The organism is Aeromonas sp. FDAARGOS 1402 (genome assembly GCF_019046925.1).
Taxonomy (GTDB): Bacteria; Pseudomonadota; Gammaproteobacteria; order Enterobacterales; family Aeromonadaceae; genus Aeromonas; species Aeromonas caviae.
The window spans coordinates 3,143,273-3,162,172 of sequence record NZ_CP077201.1 but is presented as its reverse complement, the minus strand read 5'-3'; the positions used below and the strand labels follow the sequence as shown (position 1 = coordinate 3,162,172).

The window sequence follows — 18,900 nt, the reverse complement described above, 5'->3', positions numbered from 1 at the left end:
TGTACATGGGCGTATTCCCTGAACTGATCTCGCTGCTCCAAGCGAAAGGCTTTTTCTACAGTGACAAGCAGCCAGTTTCTGGTTGGCTGACTCTCACTGGTTCCTTAAATACCCGCTTTGGACCTGTTGAATGTGAAGTGCTGATTGATCGCACCCATCAAACTCACCCACAAGTTAGATTGCTAAAAATACCCTCACAACTTCAGCCAATTGCCCCTCATGTCACAGCAGGGGGGCATTTTTGCTACGTTGCAGCAAGTACAGAGGTGGTCGATATCTTTGATCCCATAGGGTTCACACTCTTGTCACTTGATCGCGCAGCTTATGTCCTCGATCGGATCATGGCTAAAGAAATGCTTGAAGATCTCGAGGAAGAGTTTTTCGCTTACTGGATAAGTGATCAATGGTGTTTAAGTGACGTCCAGCGTCAAGACTCCGGAGCATTACAACTACTTGGGCTTCAACGAAAGGGGGTGATGTTCCTAACCGATGATGTTAATCGTAGTGCAGGAAAAATCCAAAGCCTTGGTGGCCAAATTAAAAAACGAAGCGCTACAGTCGCGATGATCGTAACGAAAGTAAAACCCAGACCGTCATTGCAAGTATGGCCACCAGAAACTCTCTCTGATATTTTGCATTGGCAACAAATGCTTGACAGAACATGTTGCAGAAAAATAAAAAAGCACATTATTAAAGCTTATCGCTCTGGCTACGATGCGCAACTTATTATCATCGAATCACCAAGTATGCCCTACGGTTTTTTAGTCACAGACCTACAGGAGCATAAAGAGTCGGCCATTACTCGACTATATCGCGAGCGAATTTATGATCGGCCTATCAAGCGTCTTATGATAGCGAAAATAGATGATCGATACCTCGCACAACGAAATGTCCCAGACACTCGATCTTTAGCTGGAAAAAAAATAGCCCTGGTGGGGTGTGGAACAATTGGCGGATACTTAGCCGAAATGCTGATCAAATCAGGCGCTGGCACCATAGGGGGAAAATTGACGCTGGTTGACAGTGAGATACTCCTGCCTAACAACTTGGGACGCCACCGATTGGGCTTTAATCGTTTATTCCAGAACAAAGCCGTGGCCTTATGTGATGAATTCAAGCTCATCATGCCATCTGCTAACACTATCGCTCATCCTGTGGATGTTAGAGAGACCAACCTTGCTGATTATGACTTACTGATTGATGCTACAGGAGAAGAAGCAATAGGGCACTGGTTGTCAGCTAAGTACGGAAAGTTGATGCCTATGCTGCATGCTTGGATTGAAGGTGCGGGAGTCGCAGTTCGGACTTTGATGCGAAAAAAGGAAGGAGAATGTTGTTATCGATGCCTTAGTGGGCATACACAACACGGTAATTATCTTTCCGTTCAAGGAGGGTTTGCACCAGTATTCTCAGGTCATGGATGTGAGGGATTATTCGTTCCATTTCCGGCCTCAGTATCTGTGCAAGCAGCCAGTCTTGCCATTGATGCTACCTTAGCCTGGGCCAATGAAACGCCTTGGCCTGCTTTGTCTACACGTGTAATTAGCCGGGAGCATATTGCTGCCGGTGAAGATTGCTGCCCGCCAGTGCTTAAAGGGTGCCCTGCATGCCGTTCGTAAAAACCTGGGCTGTTGCGACCTCTGGCCAACTTGTTCATATCGGGCCACAGCCGATCGAGGTTTTCTCACGCCACATCCAAGAGCGCGGGGATGCAAGAGAGGCAGGCGGCATCTTGCTAGGCCATGTCCGAGGCCCACACCTTGAAATAATCAAGGCATCAGAGCCAACATTCAGGGATCGACGTTTCCGCTTCCTATTCGAACGACAGGTCTATCATCATGATTCGTTTGCAAAACGCTGTTGGCTCGAAAGTGGCGGGACGATTCGCTATATTGGCGAGTGGCATACTCATCCTGAAGACTATCCAATCCCTTCACTCCTAGATACAGCAGAGTGGAAAGCGCTTGCAGCAAATCGATCTGATGGACGAGCGTTAATGGCTCTAATCGTTGGGTGCCGTGACTTGCATCTTGAATATATGCATGCAGATGGTGAACGGCTATTTTTGAGACATGCAACCGAGGCGGAGTGTCGGTAACAGGTGATAACTAGATCTGTACACCCCTTTTCGAGATATCAATAGTGTGAGGGTGTATTTTTGCTTTTTCGTGTGGGGGTACCACCTTTGCGCGTCACACCCAACAAAAAGCCGACCTAGGGGTCGGCTTGTGACGGGGCGTTTGGCCATGCAGGGCCGGACGCTGGCGGGCTAGATCACCACGGCGGTGCCGCTGATGCTGACCATCAGCATGCTGCCATTCTGGCCCACCACCTCGTAGTCGATGTCGATGCCCACCACGGCGTTGGCCCCCAGCGCCTGGGCACGCTCCTTGAGCTCCTCGAAGGCGATCTCCCGGGCCCGGGCCAGCTCTTTTTCGTAGGCGCCGGAGCGACCGCCGATGATGTCGCGGATGCCGGCGAACAGATCCTTGAAAATGTTGGCGCCGAGGATGGCTTCGCCCACGACGATGCCACGGTACTCGCGAATGGTTTTGCCTTCCAGGGTGGGGGTGGTTGAGAGGATCATGAGGTCTCCTGTGAGTTGGGCTGGGTGCACGAAGCACCGTTGCCGCCATGGTAGCAAGGTGTTGGCCAAAGCATAAGCCCGGCGTGGCCAGGGGCTTCAAGCACAGCGCCCGCCAGGCTCATCAAGGTGCCATCCATACGGCCTGTGTCGTGCCACTTACCCCCTCAAAGCGACCTTGGGCACCGGTGCTGGGGAGAGTGCTTCCAGGCCACGATGAAAGCGGGGCCTTGATGATGCAGACACGACGGCAGCTGCACCCGGCCCTCTACTTCTTCGCCCTCAACTACGGCAGACGTTTCTAGCGTCGCCCTGCGTCGGCCATAAAAAAAGGAGAGGCAAGCCTCTCCTTCTTGATGTTCGCAGCGGCAGCCGCCATGCACTCAGTGCAGCTTCATGCTCGGGCGCAGCACCCGGTTGATGCGGCCCACCAGCATGATGAGGCCGGTCTTGATGTAGCCGTGCAGGGCGACCTGGTGCATCCGGTAGAGGGAGATGTAGACCAGGCGCGCGATGTAGCCTTCTACCATCATGGAGCCGCGCATCAGGTTGCCCATCAGGCTGCCCACGGTGGAGAAGCGGCTCAAGGAGACCAGGGAGCCGTGATCGTGGTAACGGTAGGGCTTCATCTCGCCGCCGTTCATCTTGGCCAGGATGTTCTTGAACGCCTGGGTCGCCATCTGGTGGGCGGACTGGGCGCGGGGCGGCACGAACTTGCCGTCCGGCTGCGGGCAGGCGGCGCAGTCGCCGATGACGAAGATGTTCTCGTCCCGGGTGGTCTGCAGGGTCTCGTGGACCACCAGCTGGTTGATGCGGTTGGTTTCCAGGCCCGCGATCTCCTTCATGAAGTCCGGCGCCTTGATGCCCGCGGCCCACACCATGAGGTCTGCTTCAATCAGCTCCCCATCCTTGGTGTGCAGACCATCGCTGGTCGCTTCGGTGATCATGGTGGCGGTGCGCACGTCCACGCCCAGCTTCACCAGCTCCTGATGGGCGGAGCCGCTGATGCGCTCCGGCAGGGCCGGCAGGATGCGGGGGCCCGCTTCCACCAGGGTCACCTTGAGGCTGTCGGTGGTGAGGTTCTTGAAGCCGTAGGCGTAGAGCTGCTCCACCGCGTTGTAGAGCTCGGCGGAGAGCTCGACGCCGGTGGCGCCGCCGCCGACGATGGCGATCTTCACCTTGTCACCGGGCTGGTATTCGGTGGCGAACTGCAGGAAGCGGTTCATCATGCTGTTGTAGAAGCGGTGCGCCTGGGAGGGGCTGTCCAGGAAGATGCAGTGATCCTTGATGCCCTTGGTGTTGAAGTCGTTGGAGACGGAGCCGATGGCCATCACCAGAATGTCGTAAGCCACTTCCCGCTCGTTGACCACCAGGGCGCCGCTCTCGTCGTGGATGGGGGCCAGCACGATGCGTTTCTCGTCGCGCTTGATGTCGGTCAGGCTGCCGAGCTGGAATTCGAAGCCGTGGTTCTTGGCGTGGGACTGGTAGCTCAGGGCGTCGATGCCCGCATCCATGGAGCCGGTGGCCACTTCATGCAGCAGGGGTTTCCACAGGTGGGTGCGATTGCGATCCACCAGGGTGATCCTGGCCTTGTTCTTCTTGCCCAGCTTGCGGCCCAGGCTGGTCGCAAGCTCGAGACCACCGGCGCCACCGCCTACAACGACAATATTCATCATGATGATTTTCCTTGGTTCCTCAAAACGAAAGGGAGCCATTGGCTCCCTAAAACGAAATCGGTTGACGTGATGGCTCAGGCTTCTTTGAAGGCCTTCATCCGTTGCAGATGGTGCGAGATGTTCTTGAACTTATGGGTCTCGCGCTCATCCCATACGATGTCGTAATAGTTCTTCAATTCACGTTCAGTGTCCCGATTATCGCGGATTTCATCCTGAACGGAAAGGATGCACAGGTAGTTTCCTGAATTTTTATTACGAAATTCGGTTACACACTTGGTGCCGATGTCCTCGTACTCCTCCGGCCGGTCGATCTTGCCCTGCATGTTCTCTTCCGGGTGCAGATTGGGGTTGAAGACCACCTGCTTGATGCCGCACAGAAACCCGATCCGCTCGCTCCAGTAGCCACCAAGGCCCACGCCGCAGATGAGGGGTTTGGGATCCGTGCTCATGTCGAGCTGCTTCTTCACTTCCTTGAGCAGATGGCTCATGTCGTGGCGGGGGTGAACCGTGCTGTAGTGCACGAAACGCACATCATCATCGATAAACTGCAACTGCAGCACTTTTTCATGATTGCCGGGGCTGGTGGCATCAAAGCCATGCAGATAGATGATCATGGACAAGACCTCAAAAACTGTGTCGGTTCTATCGAAACTACCCCAGCGACAGGGCCTTGCGCCACCAAAACATCCCACTTTCTTGCTTTGGATCACGCCCCTTCGGGCCACCAAACCGCGCGTCGGGGCCGCTGTGGCAGCGCCATGCCCGGCGGGACATGGCGCAAACCGGGTCTAGCGAGGTTAACTGCCGCACTGGGCGAAGCGCGCCACCGCCGCTTCCACCAGGGCCAGGCTCCCCTGCCAGAAGGCGGGTTTTCGAATGTCCTGCCCCAAATGCCGTTCGACCAGTTCTTCGGCGCTCATGCGACCGGTGTCTCGCAGCAGGGCGCGGTAGGCCTCGGCCACCCCCTCCTCCCCTGCGGCCTGGCGGCTCATCAGCTGCTGATAGACCCCGAGGCTGAACAGATAGCCAAAGAGGTAGGGGTAGTTGTAAAAACCGAAGCCCGCGATGGAGAAGTGCGCCTTGGCGGCCCAGAACAGGGGGTGATAACGGTCGAGGCTCTGCTCGTACCAGCGCCCCCAGGCCTCGTCGGTGAGCCCCTTGAGCCGGGCCGACGACACATAGCCCTGCTCGCGCTCGGCCACCAGGGCCCGCTCGAAGTCGAAGCGGGCCGGGATGTTGACCAGGAAGGTGGCGGCGCCATCGGCATCCGCCCAGGCAATGGCCAGACGCTCCTCGGCGCTTCGGGCCTGCTCGTAGAGGGCGCTGCGCACCAGGGTCTCGGCGAAGATGGAGGCGGTTTCCGCCAGGGTCATGGGGTAGCTGCGCTGGCTCATGGGCAAGTCGCGGATGAGCCAGTTGTGCCAGGCGTGACCGAGCTCGTGGGCCAGCGTGATGACGTTGTCCATGGTGCCCGCATAGGTGATGAAGACCCGCGGCTCCACCGGCTCGGCAAACTTGGTGCAATAGGCCCCGGTGCGCCGGTTGGGGGTGGGGGCGGCATCAATCCAGCCGCGCTCGGCCATCATGCGGGCAAAGTCCCCCATCTCGGGGTCAAAGCGCGCGAAGGCCAGGGCGATGATGTCGACCGCCTCCTCGAAGGGGATCTCCCGGTGGCTGGCGGCAGGGGGCGGCGCAAAGAGATCCTCCGGCCCCAGCACCTCGAGGCCGAGGTGACCGGCCATCAGCCCCAGGGCCCGCTGGCCCAGATGGCGGGCCTGCCAGGTCTCCGTCATCAGGGTATCCAGGGTCGCCCGCTCGATGTGACTCTGGTGGCAGGAGAGATCCAGGGCATCGAGGCGCCGGTGTTTGCCGCGCTGGCGCGAGAGCTCCAGGCGCCAGCCGTTGAGGGCGTTGAGGATGGCCGCCACCGTCTCCTGCTCCCCTTCCCAGCCGGCGCTGATGGCATCGAAGGCCTCTTTGCGCAGGGCCCGATCCGGGCTGGAGAGCAGGTTGCTCGCCTCTGCCAGCCCCATCTCGCGACCCGCGATCACCAGCCTTATCTTGCCCACCAGATCGTTGTAGAGGTTGCCCCAGGCGTGCAGGCCGTCGGTGCCAAGGCCGATGACCAGCTGCTCCGCCTCCACCGGCAGCCGCTGATCCTGCAGGCGACGCTCGTGGCGCAGCCGGTACCCCTCCTCCCCGAGCAGGGGGTCGGCCATCAGTTGCTCAAACTCGGGCGCAGGCAACCCCAGCATCAGATCTTCGATGGGGGCAAGCGTCTTGAACAGGTCCGCATTGAGGGCACGGGCCCGGGAGGCAACCTGCTTGGCGAGGGGATCCCGGGCGTCCTGGCTCCCCTTGCAGGCGGCCAGCACGGCGATGTTCCAGCCGATGTCGCGAATGCGCCGGGCCCGCAGGCGTACCTCCCTGAGGAAGTCCTGCAAGGCGCCTGGGGTGCGAGGCACCTGGGCCAGTCCCTCGATAAAACCGCTCAGCTCGGCCAGGCTGGCGCGGGCCAGGCTCATGTCCGCCTCGAGGACACAGCTGTCGAGGGAGGGGTAGATGTGATCATTTTGCCACTGCTGTGGATAGACTCGTTGTTGCATCGAACGCTCATCGTCAGGGACGGGCCTGGCCCGTCGTGAAATCCAGGTGGCCAGAGCCACCACCTTCGCGGGCAGGCATCACACCAGCCGCTCGAGGCGCACCACCGCCTCTTCCACATAGCGCAGGCTCTCCTGCCAGAACCCGGGTTCGCGGATGTCGACCCCCAGGTGCTTCTCCACCAGCGCCTCGGCGCTCATGCGGCCGGTATCTCGCAGCAGGGCGCGATAGGCGGGCACAAACTCGCCCCCGGCCCGCGCATGCTGGGCATAGAGCCCCAGGCTGAAGAGATAGCCAAACAGATAGGGGTAGTTGTAAAACCCGGACTCGGCGATGGAGAAGTGACCCTTGCTGGCCCAGAACAGCTCGTCATACTGGCTGAGGGCGTCACCATAGCACTGCTGCTGCGCCGATTTCATCATCTCCCGCATCTGGCTCGCCCCCACGTAACCCGCCTCCCGCGCCGTCACCAGGGCGCGCTCGAAGGCAAAGCGGGCGGGGATGTCGAGGAGCAGGCTCGCGGCCCGCTCCCCGTCCAGCCAGGCGATGGCCCGGCGCTGCTCCACCTTGTCGGTGGCGGCCAGCAGGACATCGCGCACCAGGATCTCGGCAAAGAGGGAGGCGGTCTCCGCCAGCGTCTTGGGGTAGCCCCGCTGTTCGAAGGGAAGATCCCGCAGCAACCAGCTGTGCCAGGCGTGGCCGAGCTCATGGGCCAGGGTGATGACGTTGTCCATGGTCCCCTCGAAGGTGAGGAAGACCCTTGGCTCGGGCGGATCGGCATACTCGGTGCAATAGGCGCCGCTTCGCCTGTGCTCGCTCGGGGCGGCATCGATCCACCCCTTGTCGGCCATCATGCGGACAAACGCCCCCATCTCGGGATCGAAGGCGGCAAAAGCCTCCATCACCAGATTCAGCGCCTGCTCGAAGCCGAACTTGCCGTACACGGCCTGAGGCGCCGGAGCAAAGAGATCCCAGGGGGCGAAGTCGGTGATCTGCTGGGCACAGGCCATGGCCCGCAAGGCGCGGCGCCCGAGTTCCCTGTGCTCCCCGGCCGCCGCCATCAGTGTCTCCAGGGTCGCGCCCGTGATGTGCTCCTGATGGCAGGTGACCTCGAGGGCATCCAGCCTGTGCCCCTTGCCGCGCTGGCGGCCGAGCTCGTTGCGCCAGCCGTTGATGGCGTTGAGAATGGCGGCCACCGTCTCCTGCTCCGCCTCCCAGGCGCCCTGGATGGCGTGCCAGGCACTGGCGCGCCGTGCCCTGTCCGGGTGGGCGAGCAGGTTGTCCGCCTGGGCAAGCCCCATGGGCACCCCCTCCACCACCGGCAGCAGCCGCCCCACCAGGTTGTCGTAGAGATCCCCCCACCCCTGCAGGCCGTCCACCGCCAATCCCTCGATGATCTGCTCGCTCTCGAGCGAAAGCCACTGATCCTGCAGCGCTCTGTCGTGATGGATCTGGTAGGCGAGCTCGAAGAGCTCGGGGTCTTGCAGCAGGGTGCGCACCAGTGACTCGGGGGCGCGAACCCAGAACAGGTCCACCGGCTTGCTGCGCTGGGCCAGGGTCGCCTCCAGCTGCTGGCCCCGGGAGAGCAGTACCCGGGCCTCCTCGTCGCGCCCGTTCTGGCTCAGCCGGTTGTAACCATAGACCTGACTGTTCCAGGCCAGGCTCTTCACCCCGTTGGCCTCGCGGCGGATGGCCCGCAGCAGGTGGCGCAGGGCATTGGCATCCGCAACGGGATGGGCGGGATCCGGCAGGTCCGCCAGGAGGGCGTCAAGCCGGGTGAGGGCGCGGGCAGCCTCCTGGAAGGCGGCCTCGATGGCAGGATCGTCGGGGGCGGCATAGATGTGATCATCTCGCCAAACGGGTGGTTTCATGGTTGTCCTTGTCTGTTTGCGTCCATATCGGGTCACCCCGCCTCTGCGGGCGGGTGAAACCGGATAGTACGAAGGGGGCCAGGCACTTGCCTAGCCCCCATTCGAGGCAACCAGCAGAAGAGCGCCCCCGGGTGCGACGGCCCCTGTCGGCCCTCCCCCGACAAGCGACCTATTTGGCGGGCTGAAGCTTGCTCACCAGGGTCATGGCCACCACCAGCACCAGCCCCGCCACCACGCCGGCCAGGGCGCTCAGCAAGGTGGGCGTCACCACGGCCAGTACCCCGCCGACCCCGGGCAGGGCGGCCACCGTGTCCGCCGTCCCTTCGATGAGATGATGGAGGAAGGGCCAGCCATGGACCAGAATGCCGCCGCCGACCATGAACATGGCGATGGTGCCCACCAGGGCAAGCAGGTGCATCAGACGGGGCGCCGTCACCAGCAGCCCCTGCCCCACCGCCCGGCGCACGGCGCCGCCATCGGGCTTTTGCAACAGGTGCAGACCGATGTCGTCGAGCTTGACGATGAGCCCCACCAGGCCATAGACCCCGACGGTCATCAGCAGGGCGATGCCCGCTACCACGGCGATCTGCAGGCCCAGGCTCGACCCCTGCACGGTACCGAGGGCGATGACGATGATCTCCGCCGAGAGGATGAAATCGGTGCGAATGGCCCCCTTCACCTTCTGGCGCTCATAGGCCGCCAGATCCTCGGGCACCGGCGCCGCCTGATGCGTCTCTTCCTCGTGGGGCAGGAACTTGTGGACCAGCTTCTCCGCCCCCTCGAAACAGAGGTAGGCCCCCCCCAGCATCAGGAGCGGGGTGATGAGCCAGGGGATAAGAGCACTGATGGCGATGGCGGCAGGCACCAGAATGAGCTTGTTGCGAAACGATCCCTTGGCCACCGCCCACACCACCGGCAGCTCACGCTCGGCCCGCACCCCGGAGACCTGCTCTGCATTGAGGGCAAGATCGTCCCCCAGCACCCCGGCCGTCTTCTTCGCCGCCACCTTGGTCATCAGGGCGACATCATCGAGCACGCTGGCAATATCATCGAGCAGGGTCAACAAACTGGCTCCGGCCATATCTGGCATTCCTTCTATTGAGTGGGACACATCCGGGCTGCCCCGGTCAGGGTGATGAGGGGGTCAGGGGATCACGGGCCCATCCGGGGATCACCCTTTGGGGCAAAAGATGGCACAGTGTAACGGGAAGCCGCCACGGCGGCAGCCCCCCATGGCAGATCCCCTGCTCCGTTTTCACCTCACGGCCACCGGCCCAAGGAGTTACCATGCAACCCTGGCAACCTCTGCTCGACTTCTGGTTTGGCGATGACGCAGACGACGCGCCCCGTGCCGCCCGTCAGGCCCCCCTCTGGTGGGGCAAGAGCAGCGAGACCGATGCCCTGCTGGCCTCACGCTTCGGCGAACTGGCGGCCCGTGCCGCAGCGGGCGAGCTCGCCCGCTGGGAGGACGATCCCGCAGGGCGCCTGGCCCTCATCCTGCTGCTGGACCAGCTGCCGCGAAACCTTCACCGCCACACCCCCGCCGCCTTCGCCCAGGACGACAAGGCCAGGGCGCTGTGCCTCAAGGGGCTCACCCTCGGAGTCGACAAGGGGCTCTCGCCGCTGGCCCGGGTCTTCTTCTATCTGCCCCTCGAGCACGCGGAGTCCAAAGAGCAGCAGGCCAGAAGCGTCGCCCTGTTCGAGGCCCTGGCCGACGAGCAGGCCACAGGCCCGGCCCGGGCCACCTTCGAAGGCTTTGCCGACTTTGCCCGGCGCCACCAGGTGATCGTCGAGCGCTTTGGCCGCTTCCCCCACCGCAACGCCATCCTGGGCAGGGCGAGCACGGAGGAAGAGGCCGCCTTCCTGCAACAGCCCGGGTCGGGGTTCTGACATAAAAAAATCCCCGCCATGGGCATGGCGGGGAGAGAACAACCGATCCGCTCATCACTGGATGCGATAGCGGGAGATCTGCTGGTGGATATTCTCCGTGGTCACGTTCAGCTCCTCTGCAGCGGCGGAGGTCTCCTCCGCCGTGCTGCTGGTCTGCTGCACCACCTGGGCTATCTGCTCGACCTGGAGGGCGATGGATTCCGCCGCCGAGGTCTGCTCGCGGATGGCCAGGGAGATCTCGCCGACCTGATCCATGACGCGATGGGAGGCCTGGCGGATCTGGGTGATGATGGCACCGCTTTCCGTCGCCATGGCCACCCCTTGCGCCACCTTCTCCTCCACCAGGACCATTCTGGCCACCGTGGCCTCGGACCCTTGCTGGATTGCCTCCACCGTCCTTGAGATCTCCTGGGTCGACTGGGCCGTCCGCTCCGCCAGCTTGCGCACCTCGTCGGCGACCACCGCAAAGCCGCGTCCCTGCTCACCGGCCCGCGCCGCCTCGATGGCGGCGTTGAGCGCCAGCAGGTTGGTCTGCCCCGCCACATCGTTGATGACGTTCACCACCCCACCGATGCGGGAGATCCCCTCCCCCAGCGCCGTCACATCGCGGGAGGCCTGACGAATGGCGTCGGCGATGTCGTTGATGGCGAGCACAGTGCGATCTATGGTGGCCCCGCCGTCACTGGCGAGCTTGCCGGATTCATTGGTGATGCGGCTGGTCTCCTGGGTGCGCTGGGAGATGTCCGTGATGCTCACGCTCATCTCCTCCACCCCGGCGGCGATAAGGCTGGTGGCGTCATTGGCCTGACTCGCCGACTCCGCCATGTGCTGGGCCGCCTGGGAGAGGGACTCTGCCGTGCTCTTGATCTGCAGGCTGCCCACCGAAAACTCGGTGAAGGTCTGCTGCAAGGTGTCCAGCAGGCGGTTGACCGCCGTCAGCGTCTGGCCGATCTCGTCCTGCTGGCTCACATTGGCCCGCAGGGTGAAGTTCAGGTCGCGCTGGATTTCGGACAGGGTCGTCATGGCCAGACGGAGGGGATTGGCGACCTGCCTGAACAGCCAGAGAAAGAGCACCAGCGTGAGGGCACCCGTGCCCACCGAGATGAACAACAGTGCCTGCATGCTGCTATCGGCATTTTGCTCGCCTCGCAGCTTGACGGCGTCACCTTGCTGGATGTTGAAGTGGACGTGCTTGTCGATGGCCTTGGTAAGCTGCTCATACAAGGGGGCAAGCGCCTTGTCGATCGCCTCTCTGGCCTCCACACTCTTGTTCTCACGGGACAGGCGCAGGACGTCTTCGGAGGCTTTGTCGTACTGGGCAACCAGGCGCCGATCATCGGCGATGAGCTGCCTGTCCTCCTCATTGGTGATCATCCCGCTTTCATACTGGCTCAGCAGGGCGTCCATATTGGTGTGATAGGAAGCGATGCCCTGCTCTATCTGACTCATCTTGCCGTCGTCGGTGTTGAGCACGTGCGCCTGGATCAATGAGTGCAGGGCGTAGAAGTCCGTTTCTATCTCCTTGATCGTGGAAATGCTGGGGACTGTGTTGTCTGTTACATAGCTGAGATCCGCATGGGCGGAGGAGAGTCTGCTGATGCTGAACCAGCTGAGACACCCCAGGGCCAGCATGACCAGCAGGGCAATGAGTTGAAGCCGACGAGCGATATTCATGAGTGCTTACTCCATCCATAGACTCCCTGCCAGTGTAGCCGAAGCGGGCCCCGAAAATAGCGCCTAAAACATGCATTTCATTACACTTTTCAACTTCTGCTCGGCCGCGTCACACACGCCGCCCCAGCCCGGCCTTCGGGACCGCCGCCCCCTCTGGCAGAATGGAAAAAGGAAGGCATTCGCCTTCCTTTTTTGCCCGGGGCGGCCGCACTGGCCGCCCATGTGCCCCGTGACGGGGCGCTCGGCGGTCACGCCGCCTCGGCCAGCTCCTCCTCTTTTTTCTGGTAGGCCTGGGGGGAGAGCCCCAGCAGCTCCTGCACGGTGGAGGCCACCGTGATGGAGGAGATGGTGCCCACCAGGATGCCGGCGAACAGGGTGAAGGAGAAGCCGTAGAGGGCGTCGCCGCCGAACAGGAGCAGGGCCCCCACGGTAAAGAGGGTGGTGCCCGAGGTGATCATGGTGCGGCTGAAGGTGGCCTTGATGGCCACGTCCGAGCACTCGTGGATCCCCATGCGGGTACGCGACCCCAGCAAGTCCCGCAGCCGGTCCGAGATGACGATGCTGTCGTTGAGGGAGTAGCCTATCACCGCCATCAGGCCCGCGATGACGTTGAGGTCGAACTCGATGTCAAAGAGCGCGAGCAGCCCGATGGCCACCAGACCGTCGTGCAGCACCGACACCAGGATGCCGATGGCCTGGCGCCACTCGAAGCGCACCGCCAGGTAGGCGGAGATGGCGAGCGAGGCCACCAGCACCGCCAGCATCCCCTGCTGGAACAGCTCCGCGCCCACCTGGGGCCCGACGATGGTGGTGCGCAAGAGCTCCACCGGCAGGGCGAGTTGCTGCCCCAGCATGGTCGCCAGATCCTCCGCCGCCCAGGGCAGCGCGTGGGGGGGCAGCTTGATGAGCCACTCGCCGGGCACACCGGCGCCGTGCAGCTCCACCACCCCCGCCAGGGGCGCCGTCAGCAGAGCGTTGAGCTCATGGGCCTCCTTCAGGGTCTGGATGCGAAACTCCAGCAGGATGCCGCCGGTGAAATCGAGCCCGAGGGCGAGCCCTTTTGTCGCAAGGACGGCCACGCAGGCCAGGGTCAGCAGCACGGAGGCCCACAACCCGATATAGCGCCAGCGGGTCAGCCCCATGGCCAGGATCATTCTCAGCATTGTTCTTCCCTCGACGTCAGGTGGTTCAGACTTCCCGGCAGGAAGTGGTCGGTGCGCAGGTCATGCAGACTCACGGGCGCGGCGTCATGGTGATGAAGTCGGTTCATGGTCATACCCTCAGCAGCTTGGCGCGGCTGTTGCCCCACAGGGGATTGATGATGGCGCGGGTGCCCCAGATGCCGGTCACCATGCTGGAGATGAGCCCCAGGATCAGGGTGATGGAGAAGCCCTGCAGCGGCCCGGAGCCGATGGCATAGAGCACCACGGCGCAGATGAGGGTGGTGATGTTGGCATCGAAGATGGTGCGAAACGCCGAGCGATAGCCAAAGTCGATGGCGTTGGCCAAAGACCCCCCTTCCCGCAGCCGGTCCTTGATCCGCTCAAAAATCAGCACATGGGTATCCACCGCCATGCCCACGGTGAGCACCAGACCGGCGATCCCCGGCAGGGTCAGCACGGCCCCCGGCAATACCGCCAGCATCCCCACCTGCATCAGCAGGTTGGCGACCAGCGCCGTGATGGCGACCCAGCCGAACTTGCGATACCAGGCCATCATGAACAGCATCATGCCCGCCATGCCGAACGCCAGGGCGGTGAAGCCCGCCTCGATGTTCTGCAGACCCAGGGTCGGGCCTATGCTGCGCTCCTCCAGGATCTTCAGCGGCGCGGTGAGGGCCCCGGCCCGCAGCAGCATGGCGAGCTCCTGGGCCTGTGGCAGGCTGCCAATCCCGGTGATGCGGAACTGGTTGCCAAGGGCGGTCTGGATGGTGGCGACGTTGATCACCTCGCTTCGGGCGCGCAGCTTGCCTTCGGCGTTGGTCTTGTACTCGGTGAAGACGGTGGCCATGGGCTTGCCCACGTGCTGGCGGCTGAACTGGTTCATCTTGCTCCCCCCCAGGGTGTCGAGCACGATGTTGACCTGGGGCTGCCCCATCTCCCCCATGTTGGCGCGGGCATCGACGATATGCTCGCCGCTCAGCACCGGCTGGCGGGCCAGCCCCACCGCCTGGCCGCTGCGATCCGCCATGAAGAAGCGGCTGTCGGCCTTGGCTTCATAGAAGGCCAGAGACGCGGTGGCGCCGATCACCTCTTTCGCCTGCTTGGGGTTGTGCACCCCCGGCAGCTCGATGCGGATGCCGTCCTGCCCCTGACGCACCACCGAGGCCTCGACGATGCCGAGCTCGTTGATCCGCTTTTTCAGGATCGACAGGTTCTGGGTCACGGCGTTGTTCACCAGCAGGGTGCGCTCGGCGTCGCTCAGCACCAGGGTCAGTGCATTGCCGGAGCGGCTCAGTGTCCACTGATCCTGGCGGGTACCGGCACTCTCCTTGATGATGGAGAGCCAGGCCTCCTGCCCCGCCACGTCGGGCAGGGTGACGGCCACGCTCCCCTGGGCGGTGCGCATCACGCTGGCCCCCCGCAGGTTGGCCTCGCGAAAACGGGTGCGCAGGGTATCCACCAGGTTCTTGGTCTGGTTGTCGATGACGAAATCCACATCCACCCCGATCAGCAACTGGGAGCCGCCGCGCAGGTCCAGCCCGAGCTTGATGGGATCGGCGCCAAGCCGGCTGATCCAGGCCGGGGCGTTGGAGTAGAACTCCAGGGTCAGGGCGGCGCTGTCCAGCCCCTGCTGCTCCAGCAACTGCTTGGCCAGTTGCTGCTCCCCCTGGCTGGCGAACACCAGCTCCATCCGGTTGCCCTGGGCGACCTGCTTGAGGGGGTCGATGTGGTTCTCGGCCAGCAGGGTGCGCTGCGCGTCGCTCAGGCGCGACTGACCGTGCAGACCGAGGGAGGGCTGCTCACCGAAGAAGGTGGGCAGGGAATAGAACGCGAACGTGACCAGCATCAGCAGCAACAGGGCGTACTGCCACAGGCTCATGCGGTTCAACACGATATGACTCTTTTTTCTCATGAAATCGGCCTCTGTCAGGCGATGGCAAGGGGCGACACCGGGGTCGCACCGTGCAAAAAAATGAAACAAGACAGCCTAGCCGTTCACTAAAAGTGAACAGCAACAGAGAGAAGATGAGGCAACAGGTGGCAAGCTGACCCCATCGGGGTCAGGCGAGGAAGCTCTGGGCGAATCGGTACTGCAGATGCCGGCGCTGCAGGCGGCGCCTGTGAATGCCGGCGAAGTGATCGCGAAAGCTCGTCCCCGGGTAGAAGAGGGCGGCATAGAACAGCAGGCCGCACAGCAGCAGCAGGATGGCCTGCTGGGACCAGCTCATCACCAGCTCGTAGACCACGCTGCCGGGCTGATGATCCCGGCTCAGGGAGTGCTCGAGGCGCAGCAGGTGATTCTGGTGGGAGCCGACGAACTTGACGATGCCATCGTCACTGCCGCTGACGCCGTGGGCCGCCGGGCTTGCGTCGGCAGGTGCCGCCCCCTCCGCCAGCGAGTGGGCCTGCTGGGCCGAGGGCTGGAACGCGGGTACCCTGACCCCCTCCACCGAGAGGGTAGAGAACAACAGTGCGAGGGTGATGAGCAGGGTCATCGCCGCCAGTTTCACGTTGTCGGTCAGGTTCAAAAGTTAATTCCCACACAATAGAAAGGGCAAGATACCACAGCCTGCCCCACAAGAACAAGGGCGGCAGGCCCGGGGCCCGCCGCCCTTGTGTTGTCTCACCGCGTCCTCAGCGGCTGCGGGTCATGCCCTCGAAGTCTTCGGCATAGTCCTTGAGCAGGGTGTAGAGGTGGGCCCGCTGGGAGAGATCCATGGAGTGGCTGAGATCGCTCAGCCACTGGATGGTGCGCTGGCGGGACTGGTCCGTGTAGCCGGTGAAGCGGCCATCCATCAGGCCGTCCCCCTGCTGGAGCAAGCGGGTCAGCTCCTGGCCGAAATCCGGACTCTGGCGCTGTTTCATCAGCCGATCAAGCTCCTTGGTCCAGGCCTCCTGGAAGTCGAGCCAGGGGGCCATCATCTCGTATTGCCACTCGGCCCACTGCGTGATGAGGGGCTCCTGGGCCGGCTTCACCTTGCCAATCCAGAACACCAGGCGCTCGTTCATCTTCTCCCGAAAGCCCTTGATCATCTCGGCCTTCGACTGGGTGGCAAAATCGTGCTGGCGCTCCTGCTGGCGCTTCACCCGATCGGCCATGAAGCGAGCCACCTGATCGTCGGTCAGGGTCTTGGCGAGGCGCACCGTGCGGGGAATGGCGTTCTCCAGGGTGCGGGTCAGGCTCGCCTGGGTTCTGTCCAGATGCAGGGTCACCTGGGCCGGGCTCATGGGGCTGGCCACCGCCTTGGCCAGGGCATCGAGATCCCGGGCATAGATGGGCAGCTCATGCTGCCGGTGCCAGGCCATCAGCCCCTTCACCTCCTGGTCCAGCAGCTTCTTCTGGCTGCGGTCCAGGGAGAAGTAGTCGTCCAGTTGCCAGACGATGGCCGAGTCGAGCCAGTAGTAGATCACCCGGGTGGCGCAACCCGTCAGCAGCAGGCAGAGCAGCAGCAGGCTCCAGCTACGCGGTTGACGCCATGAGAATGTGGTCACCATGCATGCCTCCCATTCATTGAATACACGCGTCGCGCGGGCCGTTGCCGGGCATCACTCCAGGCGCTGGCGGTTGATGTCGATCAGGGCCTGATACTCGGGCCCGGGTTGCTGTTCGGCCATCAGCAGCGCCCACAGCAGGCCGATGTAATCGACCCAGGGCAGGAAGGCGTCGGCCTGGAATCCCCGGGGCCCCAGCCCCGTCGGTGCCCCGTCCATGGCTTCAAGATAGCAGCTCTCCAACTGGCACCGCTGCTCTTCGCTCCAGCCGTGGGTGCGCTGAATGCTGGCGACCTCGAACCCTGGATGGCCGGCGGCGCCGTACTCCCAGTCGATGACCCAGGGCCGCGACCCCAACAAGTTAGCCGGATTGAGATCGTGATGGCAAGGGAGCCAGCAGTCGTCCGGCTCCCGGCTCGCGAGCAGGGCCCGCTCCAGCGCGGGCAGCCAGGGAGGGATATGGGCCAGACGCTGCCGATAACCGCCGCTGTGGGCCCGCACCGCCATCACCACGGTCGGCACCGGCAGGCGGTGCAGCCGCACCAGCACATCCGCCATCAGGCGGGGTTGCGCGGCGAGAGGCGGCGCCAGCTCGGCCCAGTTGGGTTCGTCGCACCACGCCAGCAGCATCAGGCCGGTGGCGGGATCGCCGTGATGACAGGGCAACGCCAGCCCCTGCCCCACCGCCCCCTGGTAGAGCTGCCACTCGGTGGCCCGGTCGATGCCAAGGCGCACCGGATCCGGATGACCGCGGCGCAGAAAGGCCTGCTCGCCAGTGGGGAGGCTGAGCCGGTAGTTGCCGTTGGTCAGGCCCTGGCCCAGCGGCTCAAGGCGCCCCTGATCCCAGGGCGCCGGCAGGCTGGCGAGGAGCGCCAGCTCCGCCAGATCCCCCTGCCCCCGCGGGTCCTCACCAGCCAAAGGTGGACTTCTTGGCCTGTTTGCGGATCTCTTTCTGATCGGCCCACAGCAGTTCGCCGTTCTCCACATCCATCAGGTTCATGGTCATCTGGTAGTAGACGTCCTTCACCTTGCCGTTGTCCTTGACGATGCTGGCGAGGTTGCCATAGACCATGTAGCGGGCACCGGTCTGCTTGCCGAGCCGCACCATGGTGGCGGGATCCACCATGCCGCTGCCCTGCTGGTATTCGAGCTGCTGCTTGACCGCCGCCACCTTGCTCATGTCCACGAAGCGGAACTTGCCCGAGCGCAGCAGCTTGGTGCGGATAGTGTCGGTGATGGCCTCGGTGTCGATGTGCTCCGAGGTCTTGTTGCGGATGGAGTCCATGAACATCACCGGGCGGCCCCCGGCGGTGATCTCGCTGGTGGCCGGGGACGCCAGCATGGAATCCGCCATCTTGTCGGCGATGGCCTGCAAGTCGGAGGAGCCGTAATCGACGGTCACCGTCTCGGTCTCGGTGGGATCGCCATAGCTGACGGTGGTGCTGGAACAGCCGCCCAGCAGCAGGGCGCCGGTCAGGATCAGCAGGGCATGATTCATTTTCATCAGTAGGATTCCTCCATCACTTCGCGAACGTAAATCCGGTAACCCCGTGCAGCCGGGCTCGGCGCCAGGGCGGACAGGGTGCGGGTCTGGTAGCCATGCAGCTTGAGGGGGGTCCAGCCGCGGCCATCGCTGGCCACCTCCTGCCCCGCGTCGTCATACCAGTAGAAGAGATATTGCAGCGTGTTGTCACCACGCTGGGTGCTGGCCGCCGCCACGTTGACCTGCAACAGGCCGTTCTGCTGGCGCCGGCTGAGTTCGGTCAGGGTGACGTTGACGTTTTGATGCTGCTCGGCCACCGCCGCCGCACCGGCCGCGCCATAGAGCGCCACGCCGGAAGTATTGGTGGCACAGCCCGTCAGCAGCAGAACCAGGCCCAGGGCCAACCCTTGTGCTTTCATCTTGTTCTCCTTGCCGGTGGCCGTCGGCCTGACCGGTCATTCAT

The 18,900-nt window shown here is 63.0% G+C and carries 17 protein-coding genes; 3 read left to right on the top strand and 14 right to left on the bottom strand.

The annotated features are described in order from the left end of the window. The first annotated feature begins 5 nt into the window (after positions 1 to 5). On the top strand, positions 6 to 1,619 hold the full coding sequence (locus I6L32_RS15155) for a ThiF family adenylyltransferase (RefSeq protein ID WP_216944099.1): 1,614 nt from the start codon (positions 6 to 8) through the stop codon (positions 1,617 to 1,619). Beyond that, a complete protein-coding gene (locus I6L32_RS23680) occupies positions 1,607 to 2,098 on the top strand; it encodes a Mov34/MPN/PAD-1 family protein (RefSeq protein WP_080767898.1) in 492 nt (163 codons plus the stop codon). Before I6L32_RS15155 ends, I6L32_RS23680 begins: the two co-directional genes overlap by 13 nt. Before the next feature lie 171 nt (positions 2,099 to 2,269). Here I6L32_RS23680 and I6L32_RS15145 read toward each other — a convergent pair whose 3' ends face one another. The 6 genes from I6L32_RS15145 to I6L32_RS15120 form a co-directional block, all read right to left on the bottom strand. Further along, positions 2,270 to 2,587 carry a heavy metal-binding domain-containing protein gene (locus I6L32_RS15145; protein ID WP_010674360.1) on the bottom strand — a complete coding sequence of 106 codons (318 nt, stop codon included), beginning with the start codon at positions 2,585 to 2,587 and terminating at the stop codon, positions 2,270 to 2,272. 380 nt (positions 2,588 to 2,967) lie between these two features. Beyond that, complete coding sequence (locus I6L32_RS15140) at positions 2,968 to 4,260, bottom strand: NAD(P)/FAD-dependent oxidoreductase (RefSeq protein WP_042015040.1); 1,293 nt, start codon at positions 4,258 to 4,260, stop codon at positions 2,968 to 2,970. Between the two features lie 74 nt (positions 4,261 to 4,334). Next, a complete protein-coding gene (gene ycfP / locus I6L32_RS15135; RefSeq protein ID WP_216944098.1) occupies positions 4,335 to 4,874 on the bottom strand; it encodes an alpha/beta hydrolase YcfP in 540 nt (179 codons plus the stop codon). Between the two features lie 183 nt (positions 4,875 to 5,057). After that, positions 5,058 to 6,866, bottom strand: a complete 1,809-nt coding sequence (locus I6L32_RS15130) for a M3 family oligoendopeptidase (protein WP_216944097.1) — start codon at positions 6,864 to 6,866, stop codon at positions 5,058 to 5,060. A gap of 78 nt (positions 6,867 to 6,944) precedes the next feature. Beyond that, positions 6,945 to 8,735 (bottom strand): M3 family oligoendopeptidase, encoded by a 1,791-nt coding sequence (locus tag I6L32_RS15125; RefSeq protein ID WP_216944096.1) that lies wholly within the window; start codon positions 8,733 to 8,735, stop codon positions 6,945 to 6,947. A gap of 169 nt (positions 8,736 to 8,904) precedes the next feature. Beyond that, positions 8,905 to 9,816 carry a DUF808 domain-containing protein gene (locus I6L32_RS15120; protein ID WP_216944095.1) on the bottom strand — a complete coding sequence of 304 codons (912 nt, stop codon included), beginning with the start codon at positions 9,814 to 9,816 and terminating at the stop codon, positions 8,905 to 8,907. A gap of 206 nt (positions 9,817 to 10,022) precedes the next feature. On the opposite strand from I6L32_RS15120, the gene I6L32_RS15115 reads away from it, so the two are divergent. Then, complete coding sequence (locus I6L32_RS15115) at positions 10,023 to 10,625, top strand: DUF924 family protein (protein WP_161648249.1); 603 nt, start codon at positions 10,023 to 10,025, stop codon at positions 10,623 to 10,625. 54 nt (positions 10,626 to 10,679) lie between these two features. On the opposite strand, the gene I6L32_RS15110 is transcribed toward I6L32_RS15115, so the two are convergent. The 8 genes from I6L32_RS15110 to I6L32_RS15075 form a co-directional block, all read right to left on the bottom strand. Further along, complete coding sequence (locus I6L32_RS15110) at positions 10,680 to 12,299, bottom strand: methyl-accepting chemotaxis protein (protein ID WP_216944094.1); 1,620 nt, start codon at positions 12,297 to 12,299, stop codon at positions 10,680 to 10,682. Positions 12,300 to 12,547: 248 nt separating this feature from the next. After that, the gene (gene secF / locus I6L32_RS15105; RefSeq protein ID WP_176722704.1) at positions 12,548 to 13,462 is read right to left on the bottom strand and encodes a protein translocase subunit SecF; all 915 of its coding nucleotides are present in this window, start codon (positions 13,460 to 13,462) and stop codon (positions 12,548 to 12,550) included. A gap of 109 nt (positions 13,463 to 13,571) precedes the next feature. Further along, positions 13,572 to 15,374 carry a protein translocase subunit SecD gene (gene secD, locus I6L32_RS15100; protein WP_216944093.1) on the bottom strand — a complete coding sequence of 601 codons (1,803 nt, stop codon included), beginning with the start codon at positions 15,372 to 15,374 and terminating at the stop codon, positions 13,572 to 13,574. Positions 15,375 to 15,522: 148 nt separating this feature from the next. Further along, a complete protein-coding gene (locus I6L32_RS15095; RefSeq protein WP_045525161.1) occupies positions 15,523 to 15,990 on the bottom strand; it encodes a hypothetical protein in 468 nt (155 codons plus the stop codon). Positions 15,991 to 16,096: 106 nt separating this feature from the next. Next, positions 16,097 to 16,957 carry a DUF6279 family lipoprotein gene (locus I6L32_RS15090; RefSeq protein WP_042017226.1) on the bottom strand — a complete coding sequence of 287 codons (861 nt, stop codon included), beginning with the start codon at positions 16,955 to 16,957 and terminating at the stop codon, positions 16,097 to 16,099. 51 nt (positions 16,958 to 17,008) lie between these two features. After that, positions 17,009 to 17,872 (bottom strand): phosphotransferase, encoded by an 864-nt coding sequence (locus tag I6L32_RS15085; protein ID WP_216944092.1) that lies wholly within the window; start codon positions 17,870 to 17,872, stop codon positions 17,009 to 17,011. Then, a complete protein-coding gene (lpoB, locus tag I6L32_RS15080) occupies positions 17,862 to 18,458 on the bottom strand; it encodes a penicillin-binding protein activator LpoB (protein WP_010674346.1) in 597 nt (198 codons plus the stop codon). The genes I6L32_RS15085 and lpoB overlap by 11 nt, the downstream gene beginning before the upstream one ends. Then, positions 18,458 to 18,856: a YcfL family protein gene (locus I6L32_RS15075; protein WP_010674345.1), complete on the bottom strand. Its 399-nt coding sequence runs from the start codon at positions 18,854 to 18,856 to the stop codon at positions 18,458 to 18,460. The genes lpoB and I6L32_RS15075 overlap by 1 nt, the downstream gene beginning before the upstream one ends. Between the last annotated feature and the right edge of the window lie 44 nt (positions 18,857 to 18,900).